This is a genomic window from Cyclobacterium plantarum (assembly GCF_011290685.1).
Classification (GTDB): domain Bacteria; phylum Bacteroidota; class Bacteroidia; order Cytophagales; family Cyclobacteriaceae; genus Cyclobacterium; species Cyclobacterium plantarum.
This window is the reverse complement of record NZ_JAANYN010000005.1, coordinates 255,061-269,965: the sequence shown is the minus strand read 5'-3', so window position 1 is coordinate 269,965 and position 14,905 is coordinate 255,061. Positions and strand designations below refer to the sequence as shown.

The following is a 14,905-nucleotide window of genomic DNA, read 5'->3' as shown; positions in this document are numbered from 1 at the left end:
TAACGCACTATGTAAAAAATTGATAAGGTAAAGAAGGTACTGGAAATGATCAAAGCTATAATATAATCAATTGAAAGAGAGAGCTTTTAATCCTAAAATCCAAATATGATTCTGAAATAGGAAAAGAAAAAATTCAAGGTGGTCAGAAAAAATATTTGAGGAAAATCATACCTTTTTTGTTCCTGAATGGACAATCTCATTGTACTCCGGATGGGCAATAATGGCAAATTTGTATTTGTCACCGCGGTACAATGATTTTTCCAGCTCCAGCACGTCTCCGGGTTGGCACATTACCACACTATCCAATATGAAAACCGGCAGGGCTTCCGGGGCTTCAAAATAATTGGTACTGTCATCAGGAGGAAGGATGATGGTACTTAGATTTTGCTTGATATCAGAGATTTTGTGATTGTATTTGTCCTCATACACCTTAAAATAAGACAGATCGGTAGAAAGCATGTTTATCCTGGGACATAGCCTGATAGAAATGTATTTGGTTTCATCCTTGAGCAACAGGTCATCTGCATACCTCAACTGATGCACCTTGAGTACCGGTCCCTTCATGATGTAGTGTTTTCCGCTAATCTCAGTAGAGATTCCGTGGTCCAGAATGGTCTTTTCCAATACCACCGTCTTTGGCTGAAATCCTTCCACTTTGAGCCCTTCATCAAACCCTCGTCTCGTTGCGTCTATAGAACCCAATACCCGCAGCAGGTGGTGGTCTTCCGTTTTGTTCAATACAAAAGTACCCTTACCCTTGATGCGTTGGGCATAACCCTTGGATTCGATCTGCTGGAGACTTTTACGGGCGGTCGTATTGCTGACGCCAAAAGTTTGGATCAGTTCGTTTTCTGATGGAACTTTATCGCCGGGGAGGAGCTCCCCTGACCTGATTTTATCAATTATCCAATCGCTGATCTTGACGAATTTAGGTTTCATCTGTTGTGGTTTTAAAAAAGGTATTAATTTATAGTTTGTTAATGTGCTTGTTAGCAATAGGCCGCTGTTGCCCAATGTCCGTTAGTATTGCATGCAGTATGTGTTAGGTTTGCAAAAGTAAATTAAAAAGGTTCAAACACCACGTCAGGAATTAAAAACATGACTTTGTGCCCCACGACCCACCTTCAAATATTTCAATTGGGCTTGTTTACGATAAAACAATTTCAATTAACATGAAGATGATTATTTCTTCACCAATAGAAGTTTATAAAAGGTGATGTATTCTTGCTCCTCTCCGACAAAGTCATCATCCCTGAGGGCGTAGAAGGGCTTGTCTAGCCCTTCGATATTCATAATTCTCCCGATTCGGTATGGAACGATGATTTCATTGGAAAGAATGGTATCTGGCGAAATGATTTTCAGCACCTGGTTCTGAAAATCCTTGTATTTGGGGAAGTTTTTTGGAAGGTTCAATTCGTTTTGAACGAATATTTCTTCGTCAATTCCTTCTTCATAGTAAACTACTGTCCCTTTTTCTGTCACAAAAAGCTGTCTTATCGCCCCATCAAGCATTCTGCTTCCAGAGATGTATTGATATTTCTCTTGGTGTTCACCATTATCCAAAAACTTTGAAGGTTTAAAGTTTACCGTGTGTAGGAAAGAACCTCCATCATTAAGGTCGAAGACATGAATCATCGGCTCATTGCTTAATGCCAGGTGAAGTCTAGTACTCGAAATGCCAAATTGGATCCAAGGTCTTTCAAAGAATTTATCAGACGAATATCTCGAGGTACTCGGAATCTTAATTAGTGGCACCGAACCTCCTGTTTTCGGGTCAATTTTTTCTAACAAAAAATGGTCTCGGATGAAATGTGGATCGTAAGGGTTTGCCCCATCTCTGCCGGGATAGTAACTGACCAAGGAATCATTCCAAAAATCCAAACTTCGAAAAAAGCCCCCTCCGTCGTTTGCTTGGCTTGGAAATGGAAGGGTGATCTCTTGCTTCAACGTTAAATCCCTATTTAGCTCGTACAACCATCCCACGAAACTCGCTGCAAAAAGCCTTCCGTCATCCGTGTACCGTAGTTGGGTTGGGTATTGAACTTTTCCGGGGCCATCCGTTGGGTAAGACCTTTCATAATGAATCTTTCCAGTGGAGTCAAACTCAATCAATTTATTTTCCTGAAAATTAAAAAACACCCCTTTCCCATTTCTAAAATCTCCACCACCAACACTCCCCAGGTAATCTACCTGAATAGAGTCCAAAATCACAAGTTCCCATTCGTTTGACGCTGAACTTTTGCTTGAGAGGTTCGTCCGGTCGGTACACCCATAGACCGATACCATCATTGATAATAAAAAAATACGAAAATTGACCATTTGAAATTTAGTTTAGCATATAAACGCTTAAATCACCCACCTCCTGGACGCTATCTGGTAGTAGCAATATAATGGTTTTTAGGCTGTATACCTTGGCTTTGTTCGCATCTTTTTGGATAAACTGGTTATTACATTTCTTCGCCCTCGCTAAGCATTCCGCAATAGCTGAACCTTCTGTTAGTTTTCGGTATTCTTTTCTTTTAGAAGGCACGAATCCTCACCAATAGATCCGTATGCCGCCGAAATGTGCGAAATTAACTCCTAAAAGGGACCTTAAGCGTAGTAGCTTAACCCGTTTAAAAAAACATCAACTGTTTAGCTGGTTTCCCTTCGGCCCGGAATGCGCATGATTGTTACCGACCCAACAATAGCTTTTTACCATACTTTCCGCCATTTCGGTTGGCATGGATTGTGGGTCGGTGCCGGTTTGGATCGGAACCACCCACCAGGCATCTTCTCCATCAGTAGTGGAATTCCAATATACCAAAGTTGCGAAGGTGTAAATTCTTACCGGAGGGGAGAAGGATACCAGGTAATAACCGAAATCCCGGTAAAGGGTAAAAATTGACTCAGTCTTTTGAACTGACCATTGAATACTTTTCCAGGTATTCCTTCGGGGGAGTATGCCACTCGGAAAGCCGGCTTACATCGGTCCGAATACAGTGGTAAATAAAGCTATAAAGCAGTTCGCTTATTTCATCAGGCAACTTCCTTTTTGCCCCTGAATCCAAAATTTCCCACTGCTCAGCCTCATTTTCTTTTTCTATCTCCAGCATGGCATAGCTTACCGGCAATCGTGCAGTTCTGACACGTTCCAGCTGTTCCGGATTATCTTTTACCGCCCATTCGGCCTTATCAAAAATACCATTGTAGGCTACGATAAGGTCCGGTGTCAGGTAGGACTCTTGTTCCTGCGAAGGTCCCCCAAAAATAGAGAGTTTCCTTCCTGTGCCCCCCTGGTTGTGCTCATGCATCAGGTTGATATATGCCCTGATATGGCCAGCTGCCTGCCCATAATAAGCCAGTAGAAATTCGGTCATTTCTTTTTCCAGATCTATCTCCGGATCATTGACCAATTTGGTCAATAAGTAAGCCCTCAGAGCAGCAAATTCCCCTCCCGATTGGATATTTCCCTGAGCAAAAACAGCACTTACCCGATTCTCCTTTAAGAACCTGATATTGGGCTGAAGGGTGCGCAGGTTTGGAAAGGGGGAAAGCAGGTTTGAAAACTGAATGTTATAATCCCAGACCAAGATATTATCTGTCAACTTACCCCAGCCTTTCAGGTCTTCACTGAATGCGGGATCTCCCGACTCAAGGGGTTCATTTCTGGTGCTCTCTATGCTACAAAGCATGATATTCACATTATCTGCAGGAACCAGATCCTTGGGGGGTACACGGGTGTATTGGTAGGCCAGGGTAGAAATAATTTTATCCGGAAATCTTTCAGCCACTTTATTGACAAAGGTTAGCATGGAACCCATTCCCAGGGCAGGATATTCGCTACCATGGGTTTCGTAGAGCTTTTCCTCCGGGGAAAAAGCTGCATGCTGTGCGTCTAAGGCAGCACAGTGCTCACAACGGCAGTAATTGACATTATCGTTTTGACTCACCGACCAGTATTTCGCACCGGGATTCTGGTCAATTGCCTTTTGCAGGTTTTCGCAGACGATCTCCAATACCTCAGGATTGGTAAGACAAAGCTGTGCCTCGGGCTGTTCACTTTTTCCATCCCAGGATGGCACCAGCCCGGCATGTCGTTTTCCCTCATAATAACTGAAATATTCCGGATTGGATTCTCCGTATTCTTTTGGGTCCAAAAGTTGGTGAAAGGTATGCACCCAATATCCCCAGGCTGTGGGAGAAGAACCTTTGCCGGAAAAGGAATGAAGTCTGTGCCAATCCATGAATTCAGGATCATAAACATCCTGATAAAACACCTCCCTGAAAGAAAATACCGGAACCTCCAGCTCATCTATCTGTCCCAGGTGGATGGTAGATTGCCGCGGAATATGATCCACTTTGGAGGTATACTTCCTACAGCCCAGATAATTTCCCAGAAAGGCATAAACCCCATATATAACCCCTTTCTCCGGCCCGCCAAGGATAATCAGTTTCTTGCCCCGGGTCCCTATATAATGACCTTCCGGACCCAGGTCTTCAAGGGAAATACCTTTTACCTCTGGTCTGTTTACATTTCCAATGAGGATTTCTAAGTCGGAAATACCTTCATCATCGTGATTTACCGGAATAATAGCATCCGAAATGCGTTGCAAATAATCCTGCAAAACCATGGCCGCCTGAATCTCCTGGACAGCTGCATCCTCGGGAAGCACGATTTGGTATTCGCTATTTCCCTTCTCCACCAAATTCAAATCCTGAGCCAGGGACAAAGGTCCGGAATAAACAGCCACAAGCAGATAGCTGATTGCAAAATGAGTTACTTTGGCGTACATTACAAATTGGGTTTAATGTTTATTGAAAAGAAATCACGGACCTTGCCTCAAGGACTTAGACTGTCAAAAAAGGTTACCGCATGCCTTACATCCTTCAGGTTATCCTCCATATTATGTTCGCACTCCACATAGACTTCCCCATCAAATCCCTGCCTACCGAGTTCTGCAACCACCGCTTCGAAATCAACGATCCCTTCGCCCACCATCCTGTCTTTGGCAGATTGGCCGTAAGCATCCAGATCCTTGAGATGAAGACTCATCAGGTGACCGTCGAGCTTTTTTAAACTTTCCACGGGATCAAGTCCGCTTCTGACCCAGTGCCCCAAATCTCCACAAGCACCGAAATTGGGGTGGTTTTTGATCGCCGACAATACCGAATCGGGATGCCAGTAAATGCTTCCGGCCTCTCTGGAATGCTGGTGAAGCGCAACTTTAATTCTGAACTCTCCGGCAAGCTCATCCACCAGATCCCAATGTTCTCTTTTGGGTTCTGTGACCAGGTATTGGACCTTCAGGGATTTGGCAAGTTCAAAGGCTTTGCGCCAGTCGGCTTCAGTCTGAGCTGTTCCTACGTACATGGATTTCATTTTTAATTCCTTATCCCGCAATAGCATTTTTACTGTTTTTGCCTCTGAGGGGCTAAGATCGGTCATGGCTTTGTCGCCAAAATCGCTACCCATTTTATGAAAATCAAATCCTTCAACGTATTTTACCCCAGCAGCTTTCGCTTTTTCTAAGGAGATGGAAAAAGGAAAACGGTTAAAGGAGTACAAAGCTACGCCCATGCGCCAGGCGCTTTTTTTCAGCGACAGTTCGCGAACAGGGCTTTTTACCATGCTTCCCATAACCAACAAAAGTACCGGTACGGCTACAAATAGCCACATTTTCTTTTTCATAGTAAGTTTATTTTGTTAATGAAGTATTTTTTCCTTCGATTACCTGAATGGATTTGTACCCCATTCGTACCTTTTTACCGGGTCAAAATCTGGATTAGGAACCGGGTTTTGGGCATTGGTTTCCGTTTGCCATTTTTTTAATGCGGACTTCATTTCAGCCAACTTTTCGGGATAACTAAATTTAAGGTCAGTCATTTCGTTGACATCGTATCGCAGATTATACAGGTCAAAATCTCCGGAAACCAGGTTTTCTATGATTTTCCAGGAGCCTTTTCTCAAAGCCGACATTGGCTGTTCGTGATGATATACGGGATAATGGGTGAAAACTTCCCGCTCCGGGTCAAACCTGTTTTCTGTCAGAGACGGCACCATTGAATATCCGTCAAGCACCTGATCTGGCGGTCTTGCTCCCTTTCCCAGGTCCAAAAAAGTAGGGTAAAAGTCTACACTGGAAACAATTGCCTCAGAAGTACTCCCAGCTTCTACCTTTTCCGGCCAGCGAACAATCAACGGAACACGGACCCCTCCTTCATATAGCGTTCCTTTTCCTGCACGCAGCGGCGCATTGCTTGTGGCAATATAGCGGAGGGGATGACCTTCCGGATAAACGTCTTTGCTATCCCCTCCCAATAGTGGGACATTGTCAAACCGGTTATCCACTCCTCCGTTATCGGAATAGAAAATAAATACTGTATTCTCCGCCAGGCCCATTTCATCAATCGCTTTCATGACAGCACCTACACTTTGGTCCACATGGGAAATCATCGCCGCATACACGGCATTACTTGCATAATCCGGATCTTTCGGTTTGTTGAGGAATTTTTCAATCAGGTCTTTGTCTGCGTCCAGCTGCACGTGCACATCGTAATGAGAGATGAAGAGAAAAAATGGATTTTCTTTATTCTCAGCGATGAAATCAACCCCCATGCTGGTGAGGGTTTCACTCAGTCGGGCCCCTTCAGCAGACGTATATTCCGGAACAAATCGGGGCTGGTAGAAGCCTCCACCTGCATACATATGGGCTTTATCGTATCCCCTGTTGTGGGGCAGGTGCTCGGGGTTATTTCCCAAATGCCACTTGCCAAAATAACCGGTGGTATAGCCTGCCGATTGCATGGCATTGCCGATAGTAACAATCTTATCTGGCAGGTGCTGAACCTGGTGGTGAGGAACGGTAGCCTCTTCGTAAGGGCGCCAATGACCGGGAATAAAGTCGAATATGCCTACTCTGGCGGGATATTGACCAGCTTGTATACTGGCCCGGGTTGGCGAACAAACCGGAGCAGCATAAGCGTTGTGAAACAGCATTCCCTGACTGACCAATTTGTCAATATTGGGCGTCTCGTTGAATCGATTTCCATAGGCCGGCAAGTCTCTACCGCCGAGGTCATCAGCCATAATCAGCACGATATTTGGCCGTTTTTGTGCCATTGATGAAAAGGAAAGCAAAATAAAACAAATGGATAGAAAGGTTATTATCAGGTTTTTCATGGGAAATAGTATATAATTCTGGAAAATTATCATTATACAAAATAAATTCACTACATCGCTAGTTATATTGGTTTGCCAGGTTAAAGAGATATACATGAAGCTGTAAAAAGCAGGCATGGGGTAAAAGGTCGTGTCGATTACCCTAGTACAAAACCCGCCAGTAATTTCTGTACTTCATAGACATCCACGGATTTATTAAACTTCTTACTTACCGCAGGCTGCGGGTCACTGGAAATCCATATTTTTAATTCTGCATCCAAATCAAAAGTCCCGGACGTCTCTATACTAAAGCGGGAAATGCTCTTGTAAGGCAAGGAAAGGTATTCGGATTTTCTTCCCGTAAGTCCTTGCTTGTCCACAAGGACCAGTCGTTTATTGGTGAAAATGAACGTATCCCTGAAAAGCTTAAATCCCGTTTCTATTTGCTCTTCTGCAGTCAGTATTCTTCCGAAATCCCTTTGGAGGCTTTCTTTATTGACAGCACCTGCATTGCCTAATATTGAATTGAATATTCCCATAACCTTGGTTATCAGCGTATCTGTTTAGGTTTAATTTACAAGAATAAATCTACTCATTTTTATGTGGAAAACTGTTTTCTCAAGTTATAATACTGAGTTTACCCCTTGCTATTCTTTAGAAGTTGGAAATACCGGGAAAATCGTAAAGATTTGAGACAGGAAAAATCTCAAAAAATTTGGGGAATTCGGAGGGTAGTATCTGGTTAGCCCCTCTGAAAAGAATCAGCCATGGATGGAAAGGTAAAACTTATGCTCTTTTTCGTATGATTCCTTTCAACTTGCCCAGCTTACTTCCAAGAAAAATAGCCCAAAAGAACTAAATTATGGCTTAAATATTTTCCTATCGGGCCCTACATTAAACAAGGAGGAAAGTAAAAAGAGATCAATTACGATTAACCTCATTTGGTTAAATTTTTCTCTAATCGTCTGGTCATTTTATTAAAAAAGTCACGTACAAATTTTGGAGAAACCATAAATACAGAGGGAATGCAAATTAGAAATAATATAAAATGTTGGTGGAATTGAAATAGTTTGGGATAGTAGTCGGTGATAATCACGAATGCTAAAATAAAAAAGATCGGTAAAAATATTTTTTTATTCCGGCTAAAAAAAAGTTGGAAATTTTCTGACAATTGGTTTGTATTGTCGAAATAAAAATAAACGATATAAGGCAAAAATACCAGGACGTGTAGTGAAAAAGGTATATTTACTGTCAATAATACCCCTAGATGAAACATGGCTGCCATTCCAATGGCTCTCAAAAATAAGGCAGACCAAAATATTGTAATTATAAACCCCAATTCGAACAATAAAGTACCGTAGTCTAACACTTTGTAAATAAATAAATTGTTTATTTTCACAAACATTTCATTTAAGTACAAGGGGTCTGCACCTGAATAATACCTTCTTAACATAAAACCGGCTGTAGTTGAGTAGGAAAGATCCAACCATCCTCCGATTAGTTTTGGCAAACCTGCCGTAAAATAACCCCATCCCAACAAAAAAGAAAAAAAGGTTAATGGCCATCCCCTGGGTTCGATTTTTGTTGTCCTATTCATTATCGAATCGATCGAGAGTGCCCCTCCCCAATTGGTGAAGGCCATAATTATTGGAAAAATAACGGGAAAAATGTTATGATTAATTTTTCCATAACTGTAGACATAAGTAAAACCAAAAAGTAAGAGTAATCCAAAAATTATAGAGGATTCCTTCGTTCGAAACCCGACTAATAAAGAGGCAAAAACGATTCTTAACATCAAATCAAAAGTCCACCAAAAATCACTTGATGTAATTGGCCCAATCAATAAAGAGAGCCCTACAGGTGGGTCAAAAAACACCAATTCAAAACCTGATATTTCAATAAATTGCGGAAGGTCAAAAATAAAAAACCCAAGACAAAATAAAATCCTGGTTAGCCCTAGCTGAAAAAAAGTAGGCTTCCAGGTATTTTCAAGCCAACGGGTAATTTTCTCATTAATTTGTAATATCATCATCAAATGAAAATTCTTTTTGTCTAACAATCTCCCTATATTGAAACCCATCCACCAGGTGATAATATTCTTTGTACTCATTGACAATAAAACCAGTAACCTCGTTAGATTCAAAAGGTCTCCTTTTAAACATTAGTTTAGGTATTTCTTCCTCTGCTCCTCCAATCACATTATTTGTTGTCCATTTTTTTAAAGTTTCATGGATTTTAACTCCACCGGGAATTAACGATATAATTCTTCGCTTTTGTTTTTTAGATTCTTCCAGATTTGTACCTGCCTGATTAAAAAAAATAAAATGCATATTATTCCTATACCTTACCAAATTTTGTGAATTAAAAAGGTCCTGTAAATTTCCTTTCCAAACCTCTTCATCGTTGTTCAAATAAATAATTTCAAAATAACTGGCTGGTAAAAGGCCATCATTTATTCCACTTCTCGTAAAGGCAGGCATGTTTAAACTTGGATATGGCTCTCTTACCAACCTTGCAAATACCATCGATACTAAAAGAAAAATAACAGATCCATAGAAGACCAGAGTAATTTTATATTTCTTTAAGAAGCTTTTCATCTCGTTCGTCTTTTCCGAAAACTTAAAATAAATCTTTAATTGCTCTCTTTGCGGCATAATAACCACCCATTCCATGAACCCCACCTCCTGGTGGAGTGGATGCGGAGCAAATATAAAAGTTTTTGAAGGAGGTTCTATAAGGAGAAATCCTCAGGGCTGGTCTGGTAAATATTTGAGACCAGTCCTGAACCCCTGCATTGATATCTCCTCCTATATAATTGGGGTTATAATTTTCGATCTCCCTGCTGTTGAAAGTATGCTTCCCAATTATGGATTCTTTAAAGCCAGGTGCATATTTTTCAATTTGGCTCAAAATACTGCTTGACATGTCAACCTCAGATCCTGCAGGCACATGGCAATAGGCCCATGCCGTATGATACCCATCTGGTGAACGGGTTTTATCGAACAGGCTTTGTTGGGATAAAAGTACATAGGGATTCTGGCTATATTTACCCTCCCAGATCAGTTTCTCTGATTTTTTTATATCCTCCAACGTCCCTCCTAAATGAACTGTTCCTGCGTCCCTAAGCATTTCGGACTTCCAGGGTATGGGCTGGGAAAGCGCAAAATCCATTTTAAAAACACCCATTCCATACCTAAACCTATTCAGTTGCCAGCAATACAATTTAGAGAACTTTTCTCCGGCAATTTTTAGTAAGTTTTTTGGACTAAGGTCAAACATCACCAATTTTGAATCAGGAATTTGGCTTAGGTGAGATATCATATTCCCTGTTTCAATCTTGCCTCCGATAGCTTTAAAATAATTGGCTAAAGCATCGGCCAGGCTTTGAGATCCTCCCTTTATCATTGGCCAACCACCATAATGCCCAGCTGCCATCAACACCATTCCAATAGCCGATGTAGCGATATTGGTGAGTGGTTGTATTCCATGAGCTGCCATCCCTGCCCAAAGTGCCCGGGTTCTGGTTTCTTTGAATTTTTGGGCGAGATAGGTGGAAGGTTTAAGCGCATTAATCCCAAAAGAACCAAGTTTTATTGGATTATTTGGGATTTTTAACGGTGATAAAATATCGGTGGACAAAGCATCCCAATGATCTACAAGTGGTTTAAATAATTCGATATAGGATTTCCTGTCCCTGCCCAATTGATCAGCGGTTTCGAACAAGGAACGGTGTAAGGAAACTACTGTCCCATCCGGTAGCGGATGTCCTGCCAGCGTTTTGGGGTGGATAAATTCAAGTCCATATTGAGCGAGCGGTAAGGTCTTAAAAAATGGACCTGCCGCTGCCATGGGATGGATTGCTGAACAAACATCATGTTTAAATCCGGGAAGCGTAAGCTCCATTGTTCGCATTCCCCCACCAATTGTATCCTTTCCCTCAATTAAAAGAACATTTAATCCATGCTTTTGTAAAACAATCGCCGCTGAAAGTCCGTTTGGACCTGATCCAACAACTACGGCATCATATGTAGGGTTCATATTTAAGTATTTATTGTAAAGTTACTATGTTATTTTAGTTCAAAAAAAGAATATTAAATTCAATCCCATAGATACTTGATTTCTTTATTCAATAATTATTTTTGAAAGTGTGAAGCTTTGAATTTTTAACTAGGAATTGCAAATAGGTCATCATAAAAATTTGAATAAGTCTGGGCGCTATAACTAGACAGTACCGAATTGCAGTACCATTGAGAACTATTCAAGAGTGCGAAATCAAGCCTTCACCTCTGGCTAATGTGGTTCGTCTGTTGAGTTATCTTATCGTTACAAAAAGCCTCACAAAACCACTGCCATGATGTTATTTTGTGCATCGACCTATCTCAAAACCCAATCCCCCTCACTCAAGGTTTGACAAAGACACCAGGCAAAGAATAAAAAAAGCCAGACCCAAGGATCTGGCTTTCTATAAAGTTGATTTATAACCCAATTATTTAAGACTTACGAAGAAACACCTCATTGGTAGATCAGGTCAAATCGATCAAGCTTCATCACCTTGTCCCAGGCCGAAACGAAGTCTGTAATAAATTTTTCTTTGGATGTTTCGCTTGCATATACTTCTGCCAAAGCCCTCAATTCAGAATTGGAACCAAATATCAGATCCGCACGTGTAGCTGTCCACTTCATTTCACCTGTCTTTCTATCCCTTCCCTCAAAGGTTTCTTTGGTATCCGAATTGGCTTTCCATTCGGTACTCATGTCCAGCAGGTGCACAAAAAATTCGTTGGAAAGCGTCTCATTTTTATCTGAAAAAATCCCATGTCCGGACCCGTCAAAGTTGGCATTTAGCGCACGCATCCCACCCACCAGCACTGTCATTTCGGGAGCTGTAAGAGTCAGTAGCTGTGCCTTGTCCAACAGCAACTCTTCTGTAGAAATGGTGTATTGGGTTTTTAAATAATTCCGAAAACCATCCGCCATGGGCTCAAGTAGGGCAAAAGATTCCACATCGGTTTGTTCCTGTGTAGCATCCATGCGACCAGGAATAAAAGGTACATTCACGGAATAACCTGAATTCGCCGCTGCTTTTTCCACAGCTGCATTGCCTGCAAGGACAATCAAATCTGCCAGGGATACTTTTTTATTTGTCGATTTTTCATTGAAATCACCCTGAATTTCTTCAAGCACACCCAACACCTGCTGCAATTGTTTCGGATTGTTTACTTCCCAGTCTCTTTGAGGAGCCAGCCGAATACGGGCACCATTGGCTCCTCCCCTTCTGTCCGAACCCCGGTAGGTAGAGGCGGATGCCCAGGCCGTACTCACCATCTCACTTATCGACAAACCGGAATTCAAAAGGCTGGTTTTCAAAGCCACAATGTCCTGTTCATTGATAAGTGTATGGTTTACTGCCGGAATGGGATCCTGCCAGATTAAATCTTCTGAGGGTGCCTCAGGGCCTAAATAGGTGGTCTTTGGTCCCATATCTCTATGAGTAAGTTTAAACCATGCACGGGCAAAGGCATCGTTAAATTTTTCAGGATTTTCATAAAAGCTCCTGGAGATCTTTTCATATACCGGATCAAACCGCAGTGACAAATCGGTGGTCAACATGGTTGGTTTGTGTTCTTTTTCCGGATCAAAGGCATCCGGAACCATCATTTTTGGATCTTTGGCCACCCACTGATGTGCTCCCGCAGGACTTTTTGTCAACTCCCATTCGTTTTCAAACAAATTGAAAAAGAATAAATGACTCCATTTTGCAGGAGTGGAGGTCCAGATTACTTCCAAACCAGAGGTAATGGCATCAGGACCTTTGCCCGATTTATAGGTGCTTTTCCATCCCAAACCCTGTGCTTCAATACTTTCCGCTTCAGGCTCAGGTCCTACATTGGATGCATCCCCTGCCCCGTGGGTTTTTCCCAGGGTATGCCCTCCTGCGATCAAAGCGACTGTTTCTTCATCGTTCATGCCCATCCTTCCGAAAGTTTCACGAATGTCATGTGCAGCAAGTTCCGGATCCGGATTTCCATTGGGCCCTTCCGGATTGACATAGATCAAGCCCATTTGTACAGCAGCTAGTGGATTTTCCAACTCCCTGTCTCCTGAATAACGTTTTTCATCACCCAGCCATTTGTTCTCAGCCCCCCAATACACATCCAGTTCCGGTTCGTAAACGTCTTCCCTACCCCCGGCAAAGCCAAAGGTCTTAAATCCCATGGATTCCAGAGCGACATTACCCGTAAGGACCATTAAATCTGCCCAGGAAATTTTGTCCCCATATTTTTGTTTTATAGGCCACAGCAAGCGTCTTGCTTTATCCAGATTGGCATTATCAGGCCAGCTATTAAGGGGTGCAAAGCGCTGTTGCCCGGAACGGGAACCACCGCGACCATCACCGGTCCTGTATGTGCCGGCGCTATGCCAGGCCATTCGGATAAACAAACCCCCATAATGACCGTAATCTGCCGGCCACCAGTCCTGTGATTCAGTCATCACCCCTTCAATGTCCTTTTTCAGGGCTTCATAATCCAGACTGTTAAACGCTTCTACATAATTAAAATCCTCTCCCATTGGGTTGGATAGTGAAGAGTTATGTCGAAGAATACTCAGATTCAACTGATTGGGCCACCAATCACTGTTGCTGGTAGCAATTCGATTGGAATTGCTTTTCTGGGTAGCACCGGAATACCCATCCGCCTGATTATCTTGTTCTTTACTATTCTGGCATCCTGAAAATAGGGCTCCTATTAACAGAAGTAAACTAAATACCATTGGTTTCTTCATACTTATAGTCTGTTTGTCGCTTATTCATATTCAAAGCATAAAGATAATATCTATCATTTAATTATTATCATTGATTTTTTCAATGGGTGTTTGAAAAAAACAATAACACTTCAAAATAATTTTTTGAAATGAGGGGTTATACCAAATTTTTTATCCAGAATTAAATCATATTTACCAAATATTCAGACTACAATGAACCAATAAACTAAAGACGACCCTTTCCCATGAATCCCCCAAAAAGAATCAGATCCAAAATAATATTAAATACAACCCATCGCTTTATTCCATAACAAAATTTATTCTGTCTACCCAGAAAATGGAAACTTAGTTACCAGCAGTAACAAGACATAAAGAAAAAGTGATTTTGATCCGAAAGACGGCCTTCGAAAGGTCTAGGGCTTCCTGGCATCAGGAATAATAATTGGGGCACCGCTATCATTCAAACCCTCTTGAAACATTTCCGAAATCGGCGCTATCCCAGGTATTTTGATGGGCATTCTGGATGGGAAATCATCTGGAAACTTTTTAATGGGCAAATTGGAAGAAAATCCTTTAGAAAGGTCAATGATAGGCATATTGTCTTGTTCCGAAAAAGTTCTCGCCAATGCCTTGCCCTTACCAGACAGCTTAATTTTATTGACAAGTGCCAATGGATGGTGTTTTTCTAGGAATGACAAATCCCCCTCAATAATCCCCGAATAATTTGGGAACCAAGTAGAACCTGGCATACTCCGATCAGAAATAGATGGAAACGTCTTGAGCTTATTCAGTTTATGGGGAAAGGCCTTGAACCCCAACAAATTTTGCCCAAAAGCGAACCCTGAGCAAAAAAAGATTCCTGTTAAAAGCAAAAATATATTTTTCATGGCCGAATGTTCTAATCTGAAAATCAAAATCCTCTAAATTTAACGGAGTTCTAAACAAAAGGTTAAATAATAATCGAAAACAATAGACGGAATTTCTCCAATTATTATTTGTTTG

11 protein-coding genes are annotated in these 14,905 nt (G+C 41.7%); all 11 read right to left on the bottom strand.

From position 1 onward, the window contains the following. Positions 1–165: 165 nt before the first annotated feature. Positions 166–939, bottom strand: a complete 774-nt coding sequence (locus G9Q97_RS13530) for a GntR family transcriptional regulator (protein WP_166147678.1) — start codon at positions 937–939, stop codon at positions 166–168. Positions 940–1,182: 243 nt separating this feature from the next. Further along, the gene (locus G9Q97_RS13525) at positions 1,183–2,319 is read right to left on the bottom strand and encodes a hypothetical protein (RefSeq protein WP_166147676.1); all 1,137 of its coding nucleotides are present in this window, start codon (positions 2,317–2,319) and stop codon (positions 1,183–1,185) included. A 569-nt stretch (positions 2,320–2,888) separates the two neighbouring features. Continuing rightward, the gene (locus G9Q97_RS13520; protein WP_166147674.1) at positions 2,889–4,775 is read right to left on the bottom strand and encodes a DUF4838 domain-containing protein; all 1,887 of its coding nucleotides are present in this window, start codon (positions 4,773–4,775) and stop codon (positions 2,889–2,891) included. Between the two features lie 47 nt (positions 4,776–4,822). Next, positions 4,823–5,671 carry a sugar phosphate isomerase/epimerase family protein gene (locus tag G9Q97_RS13515; RefSeq protein ID WP_166147672.1) on the bottom strand — a complete coding sequence of 283 codons (849 nt, stop codon included), beginning with the start codon at positions 5,669–5,671 and terminating at the stop codon, positions 4,823–4,825. A 39-nt stretch (positions 5,672–5,710) separates the two neighbouring features. After that, positions 5,711–7,162: a sulfatase gene (locus G9Q97_RS13510; RefSeq protein ID WP_166147671.1), complete on the bottom strand. Its 1,452-nt coding sequence runs from the start codon at positions 7,160–7,162 to the stop codon at positions 5,711–5,713. Between the two features lie 137 nt (positions 7,163–7,299). Next, on the bottom strand, positions 7,300–7,680 hold the full coding sequence (locus tag G9Q97_RS13505) for a PH domain-containing protein (protein ID WP_166147669.1): 381 nt from the start codon (positions 7,678–7,680) through the stop codon (positions 7,300–7,302). 398 nt (positions 7,681–8,078) lie between these two features. Next, positions 8,079–9,017: a restriction endonuclease subunit S gene (locus G9Q97_RS13500; protein WP_317168765.1), complete on the bottom strand. Its 939-nt coding sequence runs from the start codon at positions 9,015–9,017 to the stop codon at positions 8,079–8,081. A 136-nt stretch (positions 9,018–9,153) separates the two neighbouring features. Beyond that, on the bottom strand, positions 9,154–9,738 hold the full coding sequence (locus tag G9Q97_RS13495; RefSeq protein ID WP_166147668.1) for a hypothetical protein: 585 nt from the start codon (positions 9,736–9,738) through the stop codon (positions 9,154–9,156). Between the two features lie 22 nt (positions 9,739–9,760). Then, positions 9,761–11,179 (bottom strand): phytoene desaturase family protein, encoded by a 1,419-nt coding sequence (locus G9Q97_RS13490; protein ID WP_166147666.1) that lies wholly within the window; start codon positions 11,177–11,179, stop codon positions 9,761–9,763. A 474-nt stretch (positions 11,180–11,653) separates the two neighbouring features. Beyond that, entirely contained in the window at positions 11,654–13,924 is a 2,271-nt protein-coding gene (gene katG / locus G9Q97_RS13485; RefSeq protein ID WP_166147664.1) for a catalase/peroxidase HPI, read from the bottom strand. 392 nt (positions 13,925–14,316) lie between these two features. Further along, positions 14,317–14,601, bottom strand: coding sequence for a hypothetical protein (locus tag G9Q97_RS13480; protein WP_166147662.1), 285 nt, complete (start codon positions 14,599–14,601; stop codon positions 14,317–14,319). Positions 14,602–14,905: the final 304 nt, after the last annotated feature.

What these genes read in the sequence shown, in the direction of transcription:
- G9Q97_RS13530 (WP_166147678.1), bottom strand. Translation starts at nt 939, where the DNA reads ATGAAACCTAAATTCGTCAAGATCAGCGATTGGATAATTGATAAAATC.
- G9Q97_RS13525 (WP_166147676.1), bottom strand. Translation starts at nt 2,319, where the DNA reads ATGGTCAATTTTCGTATTTTTTTATTATCAATGATGGTATCGGTCTAT.
- G9Q97_RS13520 (WP_166147674.1), bottom strand. Translation starts at nt 4,775, where the DNA reads ATGTACGCCAAAGTAACTCATTTTGCAATCAGCTATCTGCTTGTGGCT.
- G9Q97_RS13515 (WP_166147672.1), bottom strand. Translation starts at nt 5,671, where the DNA reads ATGAAAAAGAAAATGTGGCTATTTGTAGCCGTACCGGTACTTTTGTTG.
- G9Q97_RS13510 (WP_166147671.1), bottom strand. Translation starts at nt 7,162, where the DNA reads ATGAAAAACCTGATAATAACCTTTCTATCCATTTGTTTTATTTTGCTT.
- G9Q97_RS13505 (WP_166147669.1), bottom strand. Translation starts at nt 7,680, where the DNA reads ATGGGAATATTCAATTCAATATTAGGCAATGCAGGTGCTGTCAATAAA.
- G9Q97_RS13495 (WP_166147668.1), bottom strand. Translation starts at nt 9,738, where the DNA reads ATGAAAAGCTTCTTAAAGAAATATAAAATTACTCTGGTCTTCTATGGA.
- G9Q97_RS13490 (WP_166147666.1), bottom strand. Translation starts at nt 11,179, where the DNA reads ATGAACCCTACATATGATGCCGTAGTTGTTGGATCAGGTCCAAACGGA.
- katG (WP_166147664.1), bottom strand. Translation starts at nt 13,924, where the DNA reads ATGAAGAAACCAATGGTATTTAGTTTACTTCTGTTAATAGGAGCCCTA.